16 protein-coding genes are annotated in these 18,948 nt (G+C 58.8%); 4 read left to right on the top strand and 12 right to left on the bottom strand.

All coding sequences use genetic code 11. The annotated features are described in order from the left end of the window. Window positions 1-38: 38 nt before the first annotated feature. The 5 genes from AC2TEL_RS09355 to yajC are packed head-to-tail and all read right to left on the bottom strand — an operon-like array spanning window position 39 to window position 4,090. Window positions 39-392: an Mth938-like domain-containing protein gene (locus AC2TEL_RS09355; RefSeq protein WP_480843192.1), complete on the bottom strand. Its 354-nt coding sequence runs from the start codon at window positions 390-392 to the stop codon at window positions 39-41. A gap of 9 nt (window positions 393-401) precedes the next feature. Next, entirely contained in the window at window positions 402-1,148 is a 747-nt protein-coding gene (locus AC2TEL_RS09350) for a sulfite exporter TauE/SafE family protein (RefSeq protein ID WP_480903361.1), read from the bottom strand. Further along, the gene (gene secF, locus AC2TEL_RS09345; RefSeq protein ID WP_480843194.1) at window positions 1,141-2,109 is read right to left on the bottom strand and encodes a protein translocase subunit SecF; all 969 of its coding nucleotides are present in this window, start codon (window positions 2,107-2,109) and stop codon (window positions 1,141-1,143) included. The genes AC2TEL_RS09350 and secF overlap by 8 nt, the downstream gene beginning before the upstream one ends. A gap of 1 nt (window position 2,110) precedes the next feature. Beyond that, entirely contained in the window at window positions 2,111-3,772 is a 1,662-nt protein-coding gene (secD, locus tag AC2TEL_RS09340; protein WP_480903360.1) for a protein translocase subunit SecD, read from the bottom strand. Window positions 3,773-3,805: 33 nt separating this feature from the next. After that, entirely contained in the window at window positions 3,806-4,090 is a 285-nt protein-coding gene (gene yajC / locus AC2TEL_RS09335; protein WP_480843197.1) for a preprotein translocase subunit YajC, read from the bottom strand. 201 nt (window positions 4,091-4,291) lie between these two features. Here yajC and AC2TEL_RS09330 point away from each other — a divergent pair, with 201 nt between their 5' ends. Together AC2TEL_RS09330 and serS are read left to right on the top strand one after the other, a co-directional pair. Then, complete coding sequence (locus tag AC2TEL_RS09330; protein ID WP_480843199.1) at window positions 4,292-5,953, top strand: mechanosensitive ion channel family protein; 1,662 nt, start codon at window positions 4,292-4,294, stop codon at window positions 5,951-5,953. An 87-nt stretch (window positions 5,954-6,040) separates the two neighbouring features. After that, window positions 6,041-7,333: a serine--tRNA ligase gene (gene serS, locus AC2TEL_RS09325; RefSeq protein WP_480903358.1), complete on the top strand. Its 1,293-nt coding sequence runs from the start codon at window positions 6,041-6,043 to the stop codon at window positions 7,331-7,333. Window positions 7,334-7,386: 53 nt separating this feature from the next. Here serS and AC2TEL_RS09320 read toward each other — a convergent pair whose 3' ends face one another. The 5 genes from AC2TEL_RS09320 to AC2TEL_RS09300 all read right to left on the bottom strand — a co-directional run bounded on the left by AC2TEL_RS09320 (window position 7,387) and on the right by AC2TEL_RS09300 (window position 12,728). Next, on the bottom strand, window positions 7,387-7,935 hold the full coding sequence (locus AC2TEL_RS09320) for a helix-hairpin-helix domain-containing protein (protein ID WP_480903356.1): 549 nt from the start codon (window positions 7,933-7,935) through the stop codon (window positions 7,387-7,389). 89 nt (window positions 7,936-8,024) lie between these two features. Further along, the gene (locus AC2TEL_RS09315; protein WP_480843205.1) at window positions 8,025-9,011 is read right to left on the bottom strand and encodes a fatty acid desaturase; all 987 of its coding nucleotides are present in this window, start codon (window positions 9,009-9,011) and stop codon (window positions 8,025-8,027) included. 165 nt (window positions 9,012-9,176) lie between these two features. Beyond that, the gene (der, locus tag AC2TEL_RS09310; RefSeq protein ID WP_480903354.1) at window positions 9,177-10,640 is read right to left on the bottom strand and encodes a ribosome biogenesis GTPase Der; all 1,464 of its coding nucleotides are present in this window, start codon (window positions 10,638-10,640) and stop codon (window positions 9,177-9,179) included. 48 nt (window positions 10,641-10,688) lie between these two features. After that, window positions 10,689-12,011 carry a PQQ-like beta-propeller repeat protein gene (locus tag AC2TEL_RS09305; protein WP_480903351.1) on the bottom strand — a complete coding sequence of 441 codons (1,323 nt, stop codon included), beginning with the start codon at window positions 12,009-12,011 and terminating at the stop codon, window positions 10,689-10,691. Window positions 12,012-12,056: 45 nt separating this feature from the next. Beyond that, window positions 12,057-12,728: a hypothetical protein gene (locus AC2TEL_RS09300; protein WP_480843211.1), complete on the bottom strand. Its 672-nt coding sequence runs from the start codon at window positions 12,726-12,728 to the stop codon at window positions 12,057-12,059. Between the two features lie 224 nt (window positions 12,729-12,952). Between AC2TEL_RS09300 and AC2TEL_RS09295 the strand changes: the two genes are divergently transcribed. Beyond that, entirely contained in the window at window positions 12,953-14,182 is a 1,230-nt protein-coding gene (locus tag AC2TEL_RS09295) for an efflux RND transporter periplasmic adaptor subunit (protein WP_480903350.1), read from the top strand. Beyond that, the gene (locus AC2TEL_RS09290) at window positions 14,179-17,958 is read left to right on the top strand and encodes an efflux RND transporter permease subunit (protein ID WP_480903348.1); all 3,780 of its coding nucleotides are present in this window, start codon (window positions 14,179-14,181) and stop codon (window positions 17,956-17,958) included. Before AC2TEL_RS09295 ends, AC2TEL_RS09290 begins: the two co-directional genes overlap by 4 nt. Before the next feature lie 48 nt (window positions 17,959-18,006). Here the strand turns inward: AC2TEL_RS09290 and AC2TEL_RS09285 are convergent, their stop codons facing one another. Beyond that, window positions 18,007-18,330, bottom strand: coding sequence for a hypothetical protein (locus AC2TEL_RS09285; protein ID WP_480843217.1), 324 nt, complete (start codon window positions 18,328-18,330; stop codon window positions 18,007-18,009). A gap of 162 nt (window positions 18,331-18,492) precedes the next feature. Then, window positions 18,493-18,900, bottom strand: a complete 408-nt coding sequence (locus AC2TEL_RS09280) for a DUF2147 domain-containing protein (RefSeq protein WP_480843218.1) — start codon at window positions 18,898-18,900, stop codon at window positions 18,493-18,495. Window positions 18,901-18,948 lie beyond the last annotated feature (48 nt).

The raw sequence follows: 18,948 nt of genomic DNA, 5'->3' as shown, positions 1-18,948 counted from the left end.
GGCAAAAGGTCGGATTTGCCGCAGGCCATGCGTCTGGCTCAGAGCGGCAACAGGGCCAGTGCAACGCGGCGGCCTTCGGACAGCAATACGTTGTATGTGCGACAGGCCGCAGGCGAATTCATGATCTCGACACCCATTCCTGCTTCTTCCAGTGTGATCCGCAGTTCCGCAGGGATATGAGACAGGTCCGCGCCCGTACCGATGAACAGAACGTCCACATGGTCGGACAATTCCAGCAACGTTGATTGATCGGAATATCCGCCCCAGGCTACTGTTCCGGTGGGGCCGGTCAGAACGGCCCCTTCATGAACCTGCCCGCCGATGCGGAAAAAGCCCGGCCCATACCCATCGATTGGAACGGCGTTGTTGTAGGTGATTTCGTTCAGGCGCATGAGGGTCTTCTAGCCCCAAAGTGGCAGGCCCGACAAGGCCGCAACCGCAATCGCCAGATAGGACGCCCCGCGATACAGCTTTTCCTGTTCAGGTCGAAACAGCCAGCCGCCCAGCCAGTTCCCCGCCATGTTCGGGATCGCCAATAACAGACCAAGAACACTGGCCATCAGTGTGACGCGCCCCATCCCCAAAAGATACCCGAGGATCAGGAAGTCAAAGGCAAAGAGAAACAGAAGGATCGTCGCGCGTATCACCTCAACCGGCAGCGGACGGGCCATGTAGAACAAAATCACAGCCGGGCCGGGTATCCCCGCGACTCCACCCAATAGCCCTGCCATGCCGCCAATAAAGGCGACCATCGCTCGCGATACCTGGCCCCGATAACGCAGGCCCAGGATCAGGATCATCACCATAGACAGTGAAATCAGGCTGACCGCATAGCGAAAGACTTCGGGCGCGACCTGCGTCAGCAACCACAGACCAACTGGCAGGATCAGGGCACAGCCGACCAGAAGGCGTACAAGGTCCGGTTTGCTGACCGCGCGCCAGGCCCGGCGCAGGTTGGGCAACGGGCCGAATATATCCATGAAGGTGAGCGCGACTAGGGCGCTGAATGGGTTCAGGTACTGGCCCGCGACCGGCAGAAAGATCAATGCGGTTCCAAATCCGGAAAATCCGCGCACCAACCCACCCATGAAGGCCGCCAGCGCGATGATGGCCAGCCCCGAAAGGGACTGGCCGAAATACTCAGGCATCGATATTGGCAAACTGGTTGCCCGCCGTATTCGACGGTTTCGACCAGTCGCGCTTGACACCCAACCACAGCAGGATTGTCGAGGCCACGAAGACCGAGGAATACGTCCCCACGATCACGCCCCAGATCATCGCAAAGACAAAACCGCGGATCACGTCCCCGCCCAGCACATAAAGCGAGATCAAGGCCAACAGTGTGGTGACCGAGGTCATCACTGTCCGGCTGAGCGTTTCGTTGATCGAGATGTTCAGGACCTCTTTCAGATCCTTCTTCTTGTACTTCCGCAAGTTCTCGCGAACCCGGTCGAAGACCACAACGGTGTCATTCAGCGAGTAACCCACAATGGTCAAAAGCGCCGCGATAATGGCCAGGTCAAAACGGATTTGCAGCTCCGAGAAAATGCCGATGGTCAGGATCACGTCATGCACCAACGCGGCGACCGCCCCCAGGGCGAACTGCCATTCGAACCGCAGCCAGATGTAGACCAGCACCGCGCCAATGGCGAGCATCACCGCGATGACGGCAGTTTGGATCAACTCGCCCGAGACTTTTGGACCAACGGATTCGACAGAAACGAATTCGATGTCCGGAGCGGCGGAAACCAGCGCCTCTTCCACAGCCGAGATTGTCGCCGCAGAGACGGCTTCGGCATCAGCCTGTGCCTGTATGCGGATCATTGCTACGTTTTCATCCGGGCCGAAGGTGGGGTCAAAAATCTCGGTGATTGTCACATCACCCAGTTCCAACGGCGAAATAGCGTCGCGATAGGCACCAACATCGATTTCCTGAGCGGATTGCGTGCGGATCGTGGTCCCGCCTCGGAAGTCGATACCGAAGTTCAGCCCCTGCAAAAGGAAAGACGTAAAGGCGATCACCATCATCAGGCCGGAGATTCCCAGCCAAATCTTCCAGCGGCTGAAGAAATCGAACGAGGTGTTTTGCGGTACGAGTTTCAGTCTCATGTCAAACCTCGATCATTTTCGGACGGCGGCGTTCAAACCACATGACGATCATCAGGCGTGTCACGAAGATCGCGGTGAAGACCGATGTCAGAATGCCCAGCCCCAGAGTAATCGCGAAGCCGCGCACAGGGCCACTGCCCATGGCAAACAGGATCGTTGCCGTGATGAACGTCGTCACGTTGGCGTCCAGAATCGCGGACAGTGCCTTTTCATAGCCCAACTCGATAGCGCGCGCAGGACCTTTGGCGGATTTCAGTTCCTCGCGAATACGTTCAAAAATCAGCACGTTGGCGTCCACCGCCATACCCACTGTAAGAACGATCCCCGCTATACCCGGCAAGGTCAGTGTGGCCCCGATCAGAGACAGCAATCCAAACAGCAGCCCCACATTGATGATCAGCGCGATATTGGCAAAGACCCCGAACAGGCCGTAACTGAGAGCCATGAAGGTCAGTACTGCGGCAAAGGCCACAATGGTGGCAACCTTACCGGCGTCGATGCTGTCCTGTCCAAGTTCCGGGCCAATGGTGCGTTCTTCAAGGAACTCCAACCCCGCTGGCAACGCACCGGCGCGCAGCAGGACGGCCAGATTGGTGCTTTCCTCTACGGTGAAATTGCCCGTGATGATACCCGAACCGCCTGGGATGTGGCTTTGGATCACCGGGGCTGAAATGACTTCATCATCCAGAACGATGGCAAAGGGCGCGCCGATGTTTTCCAGCGTGTAGTCACCGAATTTCCGCGCCCCGGTCGTGTTGAACCGAAAGTTGACCGCCGGGCGGCCGTTCTGATCGAACGCGGGTTGCGCGTCCACCAACTCTTCGCCGGTAACGACGGGCGCGGCTTCAATGGTGTAATACACGCCGCTTTCGTCAATTGACGGAACCACTTTTTCGCCGATCCCTGGAACTGTGTCCGGGTCCGTGCCGCGTCCAGCGACAGGATTGAAGGTTAACTGAGCTGTGGTCCCGATGATCTCTTTCAACTCGCCTGCACTGCCGATGCCCGGCACCTGAATCAGGATACGGTCGGCGCCCTGACGCTGAATAGTCGGCTCGCGCGTACCGACCTCGTCAATCCGGCGACGCACGATTTCCAGCGATTGACGCACTGTACGGTCGTCCGATGCCAGCTTCTCGGCTTCGGACAACTGCACAACGATCGTGTCGCCTTCGGCCCGCGCCTCAATATCGGTTGCACCGACGCCGGTCAGCGTCTGCACCTGACGGGCAAGACCGCGCACAACTTCCAGGGCTCTGGATATCCCTTCGGGCTGGCTGATCTTGATGCGAATCTCGTCCGGGCCCGAGGGTTGCTTGCGGATGGTGCCAACGGTGGCGCGCTCGTCACGCAGCGCATCGCGAATTTCGGGCCACATGGCCTCCATCCGGGATTCGTAGACGTCAGCGACTTGTACTTCGGCCAGCAGATGCGCGCCGCCTCTCAGGTCGAGCCCCAGATTGACCAGTGATGACGGCAGCCAGTTTGGCCACTGCGCTGCCTCGGCCTGCATTTCAGGGGTGTCGATGCCAAGCTCGATCGCGGCCTTGGCATCGTTTGATTGTTCGACGCGCGTGTAAAACGCATTCGGCAGGGCCATGAACAAGCCGGTCACGCAGACCGCCCAGATCAGAACCCGCTTCCAGGTGTCAATTTGCAGCATTACCCTGCCTTTTCAAGGGATTGTGGCGTGACGTTACTTCGCCGGTTCGGTCTTGTTCAGAACCTGGGCAATGGTTGCCTGAACCACACGCACCTTGACCCCTTCAGCGATCTCGACCTCGATCTCGCCGTCATCCTTGACCTTGGCCACTTTGCCGATCAGGCCGCCCTGCGTGACTACCTGATCCCCGCGACGCAGCGCTTCTACCATCGCTTTGTGTTCTTTCATCTTTTTCTGCTGCGGGCGGATCAACAGAAAATACATGATCCCGAAAATCAGGATCAGCGGGAGAAACTGGGCAATTGCGCCACCTTCCATGGGATATTCCTTTGTTCAGATCTTGCGGCATCGTTCCGCAAATTTGGCGGGAACCTATGCCTTGAACAGGACGTTTGCAAGCAAAGGTGGCACGGCAACGCACCTTGGCGACCGTGCCGTGCCAAAGGATCAGGAAAAGCGTTGCAGATATGCCCTAGGCACAGTGTCCGACTCGGTTATAGTCGCTGTGTAGGGGGACCAATGACAAAGCCGTTCAAGCCATTCCTTTTGCTGTCTTATTTTCTGACGTCACTTGTGCTGAGCCTGTGGCTGGCAACATCTCTCTTGGCGCAGGAAGCAATACCGGTTGAACCGGAATCCGAGGTCGAAGACTCCGATGCGTTCATGGCGCCGGTCATCGTGGATGGGGACATCCTGTTTCAGGTCCGCGGCTCAAGCGCGTTGCCTGCCCCGGAACGTGCGGAAGATGTACAGAACAAAATCATCGAAGTCGCCGAGGCCTCTGACGCCGCGACCGTAGACATCACGTACCAAGAGACGGAACTGGGAATTTGGATTCTGGCGGGAGGCACCAGGATTTCCATCGTGACCGATGCGGACGCCGAACTGGACCAGATGGATCTCAGCGTCGTGAGCGTTCTGCACGGGAACGCAATCAAAGAAGCCATTGAGGGATATCGCGCTAACCGGACGGAACAGGCCCGCGTATCCGGTGCCATCGAAGCAGCCGGATGGACCTTGGTATTCGTGCTCTTCGTCGTGGTGATCCTTTGGCTGCACCGCCGCATCAGACGGCGCACGCTGCGGTTCGTACAGCGCTACTTAAAGGATGTGGAGACGGCCACAGCCGAACATGTGCAGGCAGAGGCGATGGCCGCGCTGATCCGGTACGGGCTGAACTTCATTCTGCTCATCGTCTTTTTTCTGGGGTTCTACTATTATCTGTCCTTCATATTGCTGGCCTTTGCCGAAACCCGGTATTTTGCCCAGCTGTTGCTGACCTATCTGACCGAGCCGGTCCTGCAGATCGCCCAGGGCATAATCAGCTATTTGCCCAACCTGATCATGCTGGGGCTGATCACATGGGTTACCATGTACGTTATCAAGGGGATGCGCGTTTTCTTTAATGCCGTCGAAGCGGGAACTTTCGACCTTGGGGATTTCGAAAAGCACTGGGTCAACCCGACATTCAACATCGCACGCGTCGTCGTGATCCTCATCGCTCTGGTCTTCGCGGTTCCCTATATTCCGGGTTCGGATTCCGCTGCCTTTCAAGGTCTGACGATTCTGGTAGGGGCCATGTTGTCACTGGGCGCGAATTCGGTCGTTTCCAACATGCTTGCAGGCCTGTTCGTCATCTATCGACGATCGACCTCGATCGGGGACCGCATTCAAATAGGTGAACATATTGGCGACGTCGTCGAGATCAAGCTGATGGAGACACATCTGAAATCCATCAAGAACGAGTTGATTTCGATTCCCAACGCGCAGTTGATGAATTCCGACGTAATCAATTTTTCGAAAAAAACCGATGGCAGCGGCCTGTTGCTGCACACCACAGTTGGGATCGGTTACGAAGAACCACCGCAAAAGGTCGAGGCGATGCTGGTCGAGGCTGCGCACCGCACCAAGGGGATCAAGGCCAAACCGGAACCCTTCGTGCTGTGGACCGCGCTGGCCGATTACGCGATCAACTATCAGATCAACGGCTACACAACGCGCGGCAGCATCATACCGAAGATCCGGTCGGACCTGCATCGCAACATCGTTGCCGTATTCAACGAGAATAACGTGCAGATCATGACACCGTCCTATATGGCGGACCCACCCGAGCCGAAAATACCGGCCGAGGAATGGGATGGTCACCTGGCCCACGAATCCGAAGAGGATGCCGGAAAGTAAGTGTTATTTGCTTTACCGGTGCTACACCCTTCCCTCCATATGGTGCATAAGCGGCTCTAGTGATTCACGCATTCAAGGATCTGAGACATGCACGACATCCGCGCCATTCGCGAAAACCCCGATGCCTTCGACGCCGCCCTCGCGCGCCGTGGAGATGCGCCGGTGTCGTCAGACCTGCTGCGACTGGACGAAAGCCGCCGAGCCAAGATTCTTGCCGCCGAAACCGCTCAGGCCGAACAGAACAAGGCCAGCAAAGAGGTTGGCGCCGCCAAAGGGCGCGGCGACGAAGCTGAGTTCGAACGCCTGCGCGCGCTTGTGGCCGAGAAAAAGGCCGAAGTCGCCCGGATGCAGACCGAAGCCAAGGATCTGGACGCCCTTTTGACCGATCAACTGGCGCGCATCGCCAACCTGCCTGCCGAGGATGTGCCGCAGGGCGACGACGAGGACGACAATGTCCAGGTCAATCGCTGGGGCACCCCGCGCGAGTTCGATTTCGCGCCGAAGGAGCATTATGAGATCCCCGCTGTCGCCGCCGCAATGGATTTCGAAACGGCCGCCAAGACCAGCGGCAGCCGCTTTGTGAACCTGTCCAAAGGCGTCGCCCGCATTCACCGCGCTTTGGCACAGTTCATGCTGGACACGCATATCGACAAGAACGGCCTGACCGAAACCCAGACGCCCGTTCTGGTCCGCGATGAGGCGATGTACGGCACCGATAAGCTGCCGAAATTCGGTGATGACAGCTATCAGACGACAAACGGCTGGTGGCTGATCCCGACCTCAGAAGTCACGCTTACCTATTCGGTAGCGGGTGACATTCTGGATGAGGCCGCCCTGCCCGTCCGAATGACGGCCCACACAGTTTGTTTCCGGTCCGAGGCCGGCAGCGCCGGTAAGGACACCGCCGGAATGCTGCGCCAGCACCAGTTTGAAAAGGTCGAGATGGTCTCGGTCACTCATCCAGACAAATCGGACGAGGAACAAAAGCGCATGTTGCGCTGTGCCGAGGATCTTCTGGAACAGTTGGGCATCCCCTATCGCACCGTCGTCTTGTGCACCGGTGATATGGGTTTTGGCGCGCGCCGCACGTTTGACATCGAAGCCTGGCTCCCCGGCCAGAACACCTATCGCGAGATCAGCTCGGTTTCGACCACCGGCGATTTTCAAGCCCGCCGCATGAACGCCCGCTTCAGGCCCGAAGCTGGCGGCAAGCCGGAATACGTTCACACGCTGAATGGCTCTGGTCTGGCAGTGGGGCGTTGCCTGATTGCGGTGCTTGAAAACGGCCAGAACGCAGACGGCACCGTAACTTTGCCCGAGGTTCTGACCCCCTATCTGGGTGGAAAGCTGACACTGCAAACAGACGGCAACCTGGCATAAGAAAAACCGGCCACCCGCTGGGGCGCCGGTCTTTTTCACAAGGCGGAGAAAAACTACTTCTTCGCCTTTTTCTTATCTTTCTTTTTGTCGGCCTTCTTTTTGTCGTCCTTTTTGGACTTCTTAGACTTTTTGCCTTTCTTGGACTTCTCCTTGACTTTTTCTTTGGCTTTCTTGAATGCAGCCTCCATCTCAGATTTCTTTCTGGCGGCCTTTTCTGCCTTGGCTTTGGCTTTGGCTTTTTTCTTGGCTTTGGCCTCGGCTGCTGCCAATTCGGCTGCCAATTCAGCCGCCGCGCGCTGCTCAGCGGCTTTCCGTTCCGCTTCGGCCTTTTTTGCTGCGGCTGTTACCCGCGATGTCGTCGGACGCGCAGCCGGTTTGCGGGCCGGAGCGCGCCGGGTCGTGGACTTGGCCGCAGGTTTTGCCGCCGCCGCCTCTTGTGCCGCCGAGATCAAAACAGATGCCCGAGCCGTACCAATGCGCGGCACCTTGACCAGTTCCTCAGGTTTGGCCTTGGCCAGTTCTTCGGCTGTTTTGTAGCCATTTGCGCTGAGGGCCTGTGCCAGCGCTTTTCCTACGCCGCGCACATCGGTTACTGCGGTCATTGCGGGTCCTTTCGTTATCTCCTCATGCACACGTATATACGAGGCATATACACCTGCGCAAGTGTGCGCGGCGCTTATAATCGTTGACCTCAGCCGCTTTGGGCCAATTGCCGGCCCGAAGCCTTTTTCGGGAATGGGACCAGGCGTTTTGCGTCCTCGTCCCAAAGTTTAAGGTTCAGGGCCGCCACAGCCTCGGGGAACTTGATCCGGCGCGGCGTGTATTCGGGCGGCAGGTTATAGTGGCAGGCACGCAGCCGATAGGACGGGATCCGCGCATTGAAATGATGGATGTCGTGCAGTGTGATGCAAGCCACCGCGTTGTCGAACCACCAACCGAAATCCAACGCTGACGACCCTTCCAACGCCGCCAGCTTCGGATCCAGATCCGGGCGACGGTCCCAATAGGTGTCCTCGAAATTGTGCTGCAGGTAGACCAGAAAAACGCCCAGCATTCCGCCCAGCAGCGAGAACACAAGCCAGACCAGAATGCCCGTTGATCCGGCGATCAGATATAGCAGGCCAAGGAACACCACGATTGAAAGATTGTGCAGCAACACACCCTTCACTCCAAAGCGGACGGTGTTCTTGGGCCAGCGATAGCGGATGAAATAGGTGAACAGTGCTCCTACCGGAACCAGAATGAACGGGTTGCGATAAAGCCTGTAGAACAGGCGCTTTTTCCAATCAGCCTCATTCCATTCCCGCAGGGTCATCGTATGGATTTCCCCGGTTTCGCGGTGTTCCAGATTGCCAATACCAGCATGATGCAGGTTGTGGTTCTGTTTCATCACTTCGAATGGGGCAAAGGTGAACGGAGACAACCCGTGCCCAGCCCACTCGTTTTGTGTTCGCGTCTCGAACAACGAGTGATGGCCGCAATCGTGTTGCAGCACATAAAGACGTACAGCGGAGAAGGCGAACACCACGCCAGCCGGAACCATGATGTACCAGCGATCAACGTAGACAATCGCCAGTGCCAGTGATGCAAAGTAAACCGCGAAGGTCCCGAAATAGCTGAGAGCGGCCAGCCTGTTATCCTGAATTGCGTATTGCCTTGTGTAGTCTCTTAGGTCCATTCAGCTCGCTCCCCACGACGCCTTGGCACAAAGTCATATCCAAATTAGGCGCGGAATTTCCGCGTACAAGCAGCGCGTGCGCAAACAAATGCACGCGCCTGAATGCTAACGCGATGCCGAATGGCTGTCACGCCCCCACGGCTAAAATGCTGAAAATTGGCGCAGTTACGCGCGGCCCTTGAGATGTTTGGCCAGCGCGCCCGCGTTTTTCTTGCGCCGTCCCTTGTACGGGTTCTTGTCCCCTTGCCCGCGCAAGGTCAACCGGATTGGCGTCCCCGGCATGTCAAAGTCTTCGCGCAGTCCATTCACCAGATAGCGTGAATAGCTGTCCGGCATCTTGTCGGGATGTGAGCACATGACCACAAACCCTGGCGGACGGGTCTTGGCCTGGGTCATGTAGCGCAGTTTGATCCGGCGGCCCTGCGGCGCTGGGGGCGGATGCTGTTCCAGCATCGCGGTCAGCCAACGGTTCAAGGCAGCCGTCGGCACGCGACGGTTCCAGACATCATGGGCGCGCAAGATGGCGGCGCGCAGACGCTCCAGACCCCGGCCCGTTTTGGCGGAAACGGTTACCAGCGGCGCTCCGCGCAACTGTGGCAAAAGGCGGTCGAAGGATTCCTTCAACTCGCGCAGCTTTTCCTGCTTGTTGTCCTCGACATCCCATTTATTGACGGCGACCACGACGGCACGGCCTTCACGTTCAGCCAGATCGGCGATGCGCAGGTCTTGCTGCTCGAACGGAATGGCGGCATCCAACAGTACCACCACGACCTCGGCGAACTTGACCGCGCGCAGGCCGTCCGAGACCGAAAGCTTCTCAAGCTTTTCCTGCACCTTGGCCTTCTTGCGCATCCCAGCCGTGTCGAAAATCCGCATCGGCGTGCTGCTGCCATCAGGGTCCGCCCAATCGATCTGCAGGCTTATCGCATCTCGGGTGATCCCGGTTTCGGGACCGGTCAGCAGGCGATCTTCGCCGATGATCTTGTTGATCAAAGTAGATTTTCCGGCGTTCGGACGGCCAACAACGGCCACCTGCAGCGGTTTTGCCGCTGTGATCAGAGGGCTCTCGCCCTCGCCGTCTTCATCCAGTTCGATATCCGTCTCTGGGGCGTCGTCCTGCGCCTGTTCCTCGGCGGCATCCGCCAGAGGCATCAACTGCGCATAAAGGTCGGTCATCCCCTCGCCATGCTCACCCGACAGACGAACCGGTTCGCCCAGACCCAGATTGTAAGCCTCAAGCACTCCGGCATCAGCCGCGCTGCCCTCGGCTTTGTTGGCTGCCAGAATCACGTGCTTGGAGCGCTTGCGCAGGATTTCGGCGAACATCTCATCCGTCGGCGTCAGGCCAGCCCGGGCGTCGATCATGAACAGGCACACATCAGCCATGTCCACCGCTCGTTCGGTCAGCCGGCGCATCCGGCCTTGCAGGCTGTCGTCGGTCGCGTCCTCCAGCCCTGCCGTGTCAATCACGGTGAAGCGCAGATCGCCCAGACGTCCTTCGCCTTCGCGCAGGTCGCGCGTAACGCCGGGCTGGTCGTCGACCAATGCCAGACGTTTGCCCACAAGGCGGTTGAACAGGGTGGATTTGCCCACATTCGGGCGCCCCACGATGGCGAGGGTCAGCGACATGATACTCAACTTTCAAGACTCAGACGCGCCCTTTAGCGCATCTTGTCGTCAACGGAAAGCGTGTAGATCACCTTTGGTCGAGACCACATACAGCGTCTGCCCGGCCACGACGGGCGTGGTCGTTGCCCCGCCCGGCACCTCGGCCTGATAGACAAGTGCGCCGTCAACCGGGTTGAAGAATCGCAGGAAGCCGTCATTCGAGGCCACGACAATACGCCCACCCGCCAGGATCGGCCCGTAATGCGCATAGATCGCGCCGCGACGACCCGGCTTGTCCTTGACGAAACCGGGCAAGTCCTGCGCCCAGACGATCGAACCATCCGCCGCGTTCAGACGGACCAGTTGGTTGCGGTCGCTGATCAGAAACACGCTGTTGCCTGCGACCCAAACCGTGTCCACTGCACCTTCGGCGGCCGTCCAGTTCCGCTCGCCCGAGCTGGCGTCAAATGACACGGTGCGGCCAGAGTGGTTGCCGATATAGATCGCATTGCCAACGACCATCGGCCCTCCGGTCACATCCACGACCTGCGCAGCCGCGCGCCCCCGGCGACCACCTGCGACCGATGCATTCCAGCGCCGGATACCACCCTTGCGGAACGTGGCTGCAATATCACCTGAACCAAATGCAAAGACCGCGAGGTCCGAGGTCAGAACCGGGGCCGGAGCACCCAAGACATTGCCGACGCTGGGTGTACCGTCGATCTGCCAGGCAATGCGCCCGTCTTTGGTATTCACCGCCCAGCCGGTTTCGTCACCGGCCACCAGATAGAGCAGACCGCCGCTGACCAGCGGCGAACCACTGCCGGTCGCGTTCAACCGTTTTTGCCAACGCTGCGCGCCTGTCTTTGCGTCCAGGGCCGTCAGACGCCCGAAACCGGACGAAACATAAAGAACCCCTTCGGCATAGGCGAGGCCACCACCGGTGGCCTGGTTGTCTTTCTCGGATGGTGGGATCAGATTGGTGCTCCAGGCGACCTGCCCCTGTGGCGTGACGGCGGTGACGGTCGCTCCGGAATCGAGCGTGTAAATCAGGCCGCCCGCGACAACCGGTTCTGCCGTAATCCGTTGTTTGCGCGAATCCCCGGCACCGATCGATGTAGACCAGACACGCTGTGGTGTAGAGCCAAGCGCCGCATTTGTCGTCCGGAACGCGGGTGTTCCAGGGCTTTGCGCCCAACTGGCATTCCGTGACTGGGCAGGCAGGCTGATTGGCTTGGCCCCTTGGGTTTCGACAGTTTCGTTATCCTGAACAGACCGGATGTCTTCACGGGCACCAGGTAGTATGACTTCGGGTTCCTGACAGGCACTCAGCGTGGTCAGGGCAATCACAGCAGCGGGCATCCCAAAGCCTGAGAAAAATCTTGTTACCATCTTTGTTCGAACTCGCCTGTCTGTTTCCCTGGTTCCGCCGCCCGATCAGCCCTGCTGTCCTGCAACCGGAGCAGGCTCGCCACCCAGCGCGATGATCAGCTGCGCAGCGCGCTGTTGCAGATCGACACCCGCCTCAGCGTCCTGCCGCAACGCCTGCAAGCGGTCCATCGCCGCCTGCGTTTCGCCCTCGGCCACATCGATCAGTGCCAATTGCTCCTCTGCCAGCAGACGCAAGGGCGCGCCGGGCACGGCCAGAGCCTCGAATTGCTGACGACGGTCCGCCACGGGCATAGTATCGCCTTGCAGCAGCAATGCCTTGAAAGACGCAATGGCACGGTAGATTTCGGGCAGATCGCCCTGCACCGCAATGGCGTTCAGGCTGGCCACTGCGTCCTGCCGCGACCCGGCTTCGATCTGCGAAGCGGACAGCAGCATGTTCAGCACCGCCTCTCCACCCGGCGATTGCGTCTCGATCCCCTCAAGGCTGGCCGCCCGTTCGGTCGAGTCGTTTTCGGCCAGCGACGACAGAATCGCATCACCCAATGCTTCGGCCTGCGCGGCGTCGCGTGCTTTGCGGTATTCATTGAAGGCCGCACCACCCACAATGGCGATGACGGCGATGACCCCGACCCATCCCCAACGGCGCAAAAGTTGGTACATTCGGTCGCGGCGCACCTCTTCGGTGACTTCTTCAATGAAACTGTCGGCGTCGCTCATCCCTGCCCCCAGGCTACGTGTCTGGCTTTCTAGCGCCATGTCATACCCCGCCGCCACCGGCAAGCCAAGTGCCCGAATTTACACATTTGCGCCGACTGGCGTGGCACTTGCTAAAAAAAGTAAACCGAACTATTCAGTTCAGTATGGACAAGTCCGCAACCTGACCCCATTTGAAAGCTAATACGCCAATGTCAGGTTGGCCGTAAAATCTGGAAAGGCACCACATGCGTTTGATTTCATTTGTCAACGCCGTATTGGTAATTATTGCATTGTATTTCCTCGTGTTTGAGCGCGACGCGTTGTTTGCTTTTGCCGGTCGCGGCGATGATCAGGCCGAAGCCCCAACTGAGACTGCACCGGAGACCATTGCACAGGCGCCCGGCACGATCGGCGTGATCGCCTTGCGCTCGACCGCGCGCGAAATTGGCAGCGCCGTTCAGTTGCGCGGCCAGACCAAGGCGAACCGTCAGGTCGAAGTTCTGGCCGAGACGACGTCGACCGTGTTGTCCGACCCAAAGCGCAAAGGTGCTTTCGTCGAGACCGGAGATCTGTTGTGCGAACTTGATCCCGGCACCCGCCCGGCGAGCTTGGCCGAAGCTAAAGCGGCATTGCTTGAAGCCGAAAGCCGCGTCCCCGAGGCCGAAGCCCGCCTGCAAGAGGCCCATGCCCGACTGGCAGAGGCGGAAATCAACCTGAAGGCCGCGCGAAAGCTGTCGGAAACCGGGTTCGGGTCGGAAACCCGTCGGATTTCGAGCGAGGCGGAGATGAGCAGCGCGCAAGCGGGAATCAAGTCCGCCGAAGCCGGTCTGGAAGCAACGCAGGCCGGGATCGAGGCTGCGCAGGCCGCGGTCGCCGCAGCTCAACGCGAAATGGACCGGCTTACCATTGAAGCTCCGTTCAAAGGTCTGCTGGAAAGCGACGCGGCCGAACTGGGCAGCCTGATGCAGCCGGGATCGCTGTGCGCGACGGTTATCCAGTTGGACCCGATCAAGTTGGTGGGCTTTGTTCCGGAAACCGAAGTGAACCGGATTGTTGTCGGCTCGATGGCGTCGGCGCAGCTGGTTACCGGGCTGCAGGTCGAGGGGCGCGTAACCTTCCTCAGCCGCTCGGCGGATGAAACCACCCGCACTTTCGAGGTCGAGATTACCGTACCCAACCCGGAATTGCTGATCCGTGACGGCCAGACCGCAAATATCCAGATCGCGGCCGAAGGCGTGAAAGCACATCTGCTGCCGCAATCGGCCCTGACCCTGAACAACGAAGGTAAGCTGGGTGTTCGTACGGTCGGCGCCGGTGATGTGGTCGGCTTCGTTCCGATCCAGTTGCTGCGCGACACCGCCGAAGGCGTCTGGGTCGGCGGTTTGCCGGAAACGGCCGACGTCATCGTGGTCGGTCAGGAATTCGTAACCAGCGGCGTCACGGTTGCGCCCACCTATCAGGAAGCGTCTCAATGACGGGTATTGTCAGTTGGGCCGCTGGCCGGGCCCGAATGGTCATCGCCTTCATCGCGATCTCACTGATCGTCGGTGGGTTTGCCTATGTGAACCTGCCCAAGGAGGGCGAACCGGACATCGAGATACCGGCCTTGTTCGTGTCGGTCAGTTTCCCCGGAATCTCAGCAGAAGACAGCGAAAACCTTCTGATAAAACCGATGGAAACCGAACTGGCGGATCTGGACGGTCTGAAAGAAATGACCGCTACCGCTGCCGAAGGCTATGCCGGTATTGCGCTGGAATTCGACTTTGGCTGGGACAAGACGGCCATAACCGCGGACGTGCGCGATGCCATGAACACCGCGCAGGCCGATTTCCCGGATGGGGCGGAACAATACACACTGACCGAGATCAACTTCTCAGAATTCCCCATCGTTATCGTCAACCTGACCGGCGCTGTCCCTGAACGTACAATGGCCCGCATTGCCAAGGACTTGCAGGACGAGCTTGAGTCTCTGGATGCAGTTCTTGAGGCCGGAATCGCCGGTAACCGCGACGAGATGCTTGAGGTCGTCATCGACCCCCTTCGACTTGAGGCTTACAACGTCACCGCCGACGAACTGATCAACGTGGTTCGGAACAACAACCAGCTGATCGCGGCAGGTGAGGTGGAAACCGCGCAAGGGACATTTTCGGTCAAGATCCCTTCGTCCTTCAAAACCGCGCAGGACGTTTATGGTCTGCCGATCAAGGTCAACGGTGACCGGGTTGTGACGCTCGGTGAGCTTGCCCAGATCAACTACACGTTTGAAGACCGCGAAGGCACCGCGCGCTTTGACGGCGAACCGACGGTCGCTTTGCAGGTGGTCAAACGCAAGGGCTTCAACCTGATCGACACAGTTGCGCTGGTCAAAGAAACTGTCGCCGCCGCGCAGGCCAAATGGCCGCCCGAGATGCAGGCCGCCGTTGGTGTCGGCACATCCAACGACCAAAGCCGCATTGTGGGCTCCATGGTCAGCCAGTTGGAAGGCTCGGTTCTGACCGCGATTGCGCTGGTGATGATCGTGGTTCTGGCCTCGCTGGGCACGCGGGCAGCACTTTTGGTGGGTTTCGCAATTCCCACCTCATTCCTGCTGTGTTTCGCCTTCCTTGCCGTGATGGGCGTCAGCATTTCGAACATTGTGATGTTCGGCCTCATCCTTGCTGTGGGGATGCTGGTCGATGGTGCGATCGTGGTGGTGGAATACGCCGACAAGCGCATCAAAGAAGGCGTCGGCCCGATGCACGCCTATGTCGAGGCGGCGCAACGCATGTTCTGGCCCATCGTTTCGTCAACCGCGACAACCCTGTGTGCTTTCCTGCCCATGTTGTTCTGGCCCGGCGTACCGGGCGAGTTCATGGGAATGCTGCCGGTCACGCTGATCTTCGTTCTGTCGGCCTCGCTGATCGTGGCGCTGATCTACTTGCCGGTCATGGGTGGTGTCTCGGGCCGTCTGAGCCGAGTGTTCGACCGCACCTCGAACTGGCTGCGGGCCCGCACGCCCTGGTGGATGCGCGCGATCATGGTGCCGCCGTCGCTGTACATGATCTTCCTTGGCGCGATGCAAATGCTGAACCCGGATTACCTGTTGCCCGGAGGCTCATTCGCCGGTGCCCTGCTGTTCCTGTTCGGCGCTTTCGCCGGCTCGGTAACCCTGAGCGCCGCCAGAATCGAACGCCATGTCGAAGAGCGCGTGCACACGGCCAAGGAACACACACCTTTCGGCTATGTAATCAAGTTCCTCGTCGGCAACCCGATCATGCCGATTGTATCGCTCGTTGCAGTTGGCTTTGCCGTGTTCACTGTCATGACTGCCTATGGCGAGAACAACCGGGGCGTCGAGTTCTTCGTCGAAAGCGAACCGGAACAGGCCACTGCCTATGTCCGTGCACGCGGTAACCTGTCTCTGGCTGAAAAGGACGCGATGGTCCTGGCCGCCGAAAAGGTGATTGCTGCGCATCCTGCGGTGATCAATGTCTTTGCCTTTGCTGGCGAGGGCGGACTGAACCAGAACAACGGTGGGGCTCAGGCCCCGGCCGATACCGTGGGCCGCGTCCAGTTCGAAATCATTCCTTGGGAAGATCGTCCGAATATCTCGGAACCCGTTCTGGGTGGCCTGTTCGATCGGCACGTTGTGGCGCCGGACTATGATGGCGACTTTGTCATTGATCAGCTAAATGCAGAACTTGCGAAACTGCCCGGTATAGTGGTTGAAATCCTGGCACTGGAACAGGGACCAGCCTCGGCCAAGCCGGTGCATCTGCGCATTAAAGGTGACGGCTGGGAGGAACTGACCACCGCCACAGTCGCGGCACGCGAAGCTTTCGAACAAACGCCCGGTCTGATCAAGATCGAGGATACCTTGCCCCTTCCCGGCATCGACTGGCAAATCGACGTCGACGTCGCGAAAGCGGGCCGCTTTGGCGCAGACGTTGCGACCGTAGGCGCCATGGTCCAGTTGGTCACGCGCGGCATCCTGTTGGGTGAGATGCGTCCGGACAGCACGGATGAAGAGATCGAAATCCGCGTTCGACTGCCCGAGAATGACCGGGTTCTGTCCACTCTGGATACGCTCAAAGTACGCACGCCGGACGGATTGGTCCCCCTGTCGAACTTTGTCACGCGTCAGCCGGTGCCGAAGCTTGCCGAGATCAACCGCGTAAATCAGCAGCGCTATTATGATGTTAAGGCCGATGTTGAACCCGGTTTGAACAAGGTTGTGATTGACGGCCCGGATGGCAGTGAACAACGACTGGCTGTCGTACGCGAAGTGGCCGAGGGCTTGACCCCAACCAATGCAGTTTTAACCAGCACGGATGGCATAGACTATGAGCTGTTCCAACTGACCGAAGCCGAGAACGTTGGCGCCCTTCAGGCTGCCATAGACGGCGGCGAGGCCCGGTTTGCCCTTATCAATCCCAATGAGCGGATCTCGGTACTGACGGAATGGCTGCAAAGCGATCCGTTTGGCAACACCATCAGCTGGGAGTGGACCGGCGATCAGGAGGATCAGGAGGAATCCGGAGCCTTCCTCGTCAACGCCTTCATGGGCGCGCTGGGCCTGATGTTCGTGATCCTGCTGGCGCAGTTCAACTCGTTCTACAACTCGGTGCTGGTTCTGCTGGCCGTGGTATTGTCGACCACCGGAGTGCTGATCGGGATGATGGTCATGCAACAACCGTTCTCGATCATCATGACCGGTACCGGCATTGTGGCCCTGGCAGGGATCGTCGTGAACAACAACATTGTTCTGATCGATACCTATCAGGAATACAGCACCTACATGCCAAGGATCGAGGCGATTGTGCGCACGGCTGAATCGCGCATTCGACCGGTCCTGCTGACCACGCTGACCACGATGGCGGGTCTGACACCGATGATGTTCGGCTTGTCGCTGGATTTTATCAACGGCGGATACTCGATCGACAGCCCCACAGCGCTGTGGTGGAAACAGCTGGCCACTGCGGTTGTGTTCGGCCTGGGTATTGCCACCGTGCTGACGCTGATTGTAACGCCGTCCTTCCTGGCGTTGCGCGTGTGGGTGACCACATATGCCATCTGGCTGGGCAAACTGCTGGCGCGTGTGACAGCGGGTCGGGCGAGCAAGATCGCGCAGGACATGGCCATCGGCAGATCCGCGCGCAGCATGCAGACCACCGAAATCCTGTGGGATGGCGACGAGGTTCCGACCGGCCAAGACGGGACGGATCAGGAACCGCGCGATCCCCCATCCCATCCGCTCAAGGCTGCAGAATAAAAAAATGGCGAGCCCCAGGGCTCGCCATTTTCAAATCGGGGTCACGGATCAATCCGTAAAGACATACTCACCCAGGTCGCACAGATCCAGGCCATAATCCTCGGCTGTCGATCCATCCGAGAACTCTCCGCGGATGTCGTAGATACAGGTCGACAATCCGTCTGCGATCACAACATCGATCTCGTAACCCGGCGCGATGTACCCTCCGCGCAGCAGGTTACCTTCCCAGTCATTCGAAGATGCAGGTGAAACATTGAACCCGGTCAGGTCTGCGCTGCTTTCATTTGCCAGCAGAAACGTCAGGTCCTCGGCCTGAGCCGTGGACGCCAGAAACAAAACGCCAACAATCGGTGCTGCAAGAAATTTCTTCATCAAGGTTTCCTCTGTAATCGTGCCTCATCTCACGCGAACTGCGTGCCGCAGTTCGTGCACATCGGTAATATGTGATGGTGACACCCGGTCAACTAAATATTGCGACCAGGGATTTCGGGAGGCTTCCCCAAAAGTGATCGGTAGCGCAGCGCGATACCGGATTTAAGGGTGCAGCCGCGTCCAGGTCTGATGCGCGCATACAACGTGCTCGCATCCCCGCACGGAAAGTGAATTGCCGGACAAGGTCATTTGCGGGGAAACGTCAACGTTGATCATGGGGACCCAGAAATCACCACCCCCGTAGTTGCCACCGCCTTGGTTTGCCACATCCCAAAACAGTTTCTTTCCGATATTGGGCGTCTGCACTTCCTTGCCGGACGCATCATAGGCCGAGAGTATCTGCCCGCAGAATTTGTCGCCGCAGGCCGTGATTTTGATGTGAGAGGTCAGGTTCTTACGATCCGGTTCCGTCTTCCATACACCTTCGATCGGGTCGGCCGCGGCAGCAACCGCACCAATTAGCAAGGCCGCCAATGCCGGCAGAAACGTCTTTCGCAGTGATCCGCGCATGAGGAACCCTCCGCTGATCTGCGACCCATCATAGCATTTCTGAGCGGC

The sequence above is a fragment of the Ruegeria sp. HKCCD9138 genome (genome assembly GCF_057220975.1).
The sequence above is the reverse complement of the archived record's forward strand: the minus strand, read 5'-3'. Positions and strand labels throughout refer to the sequence as shown.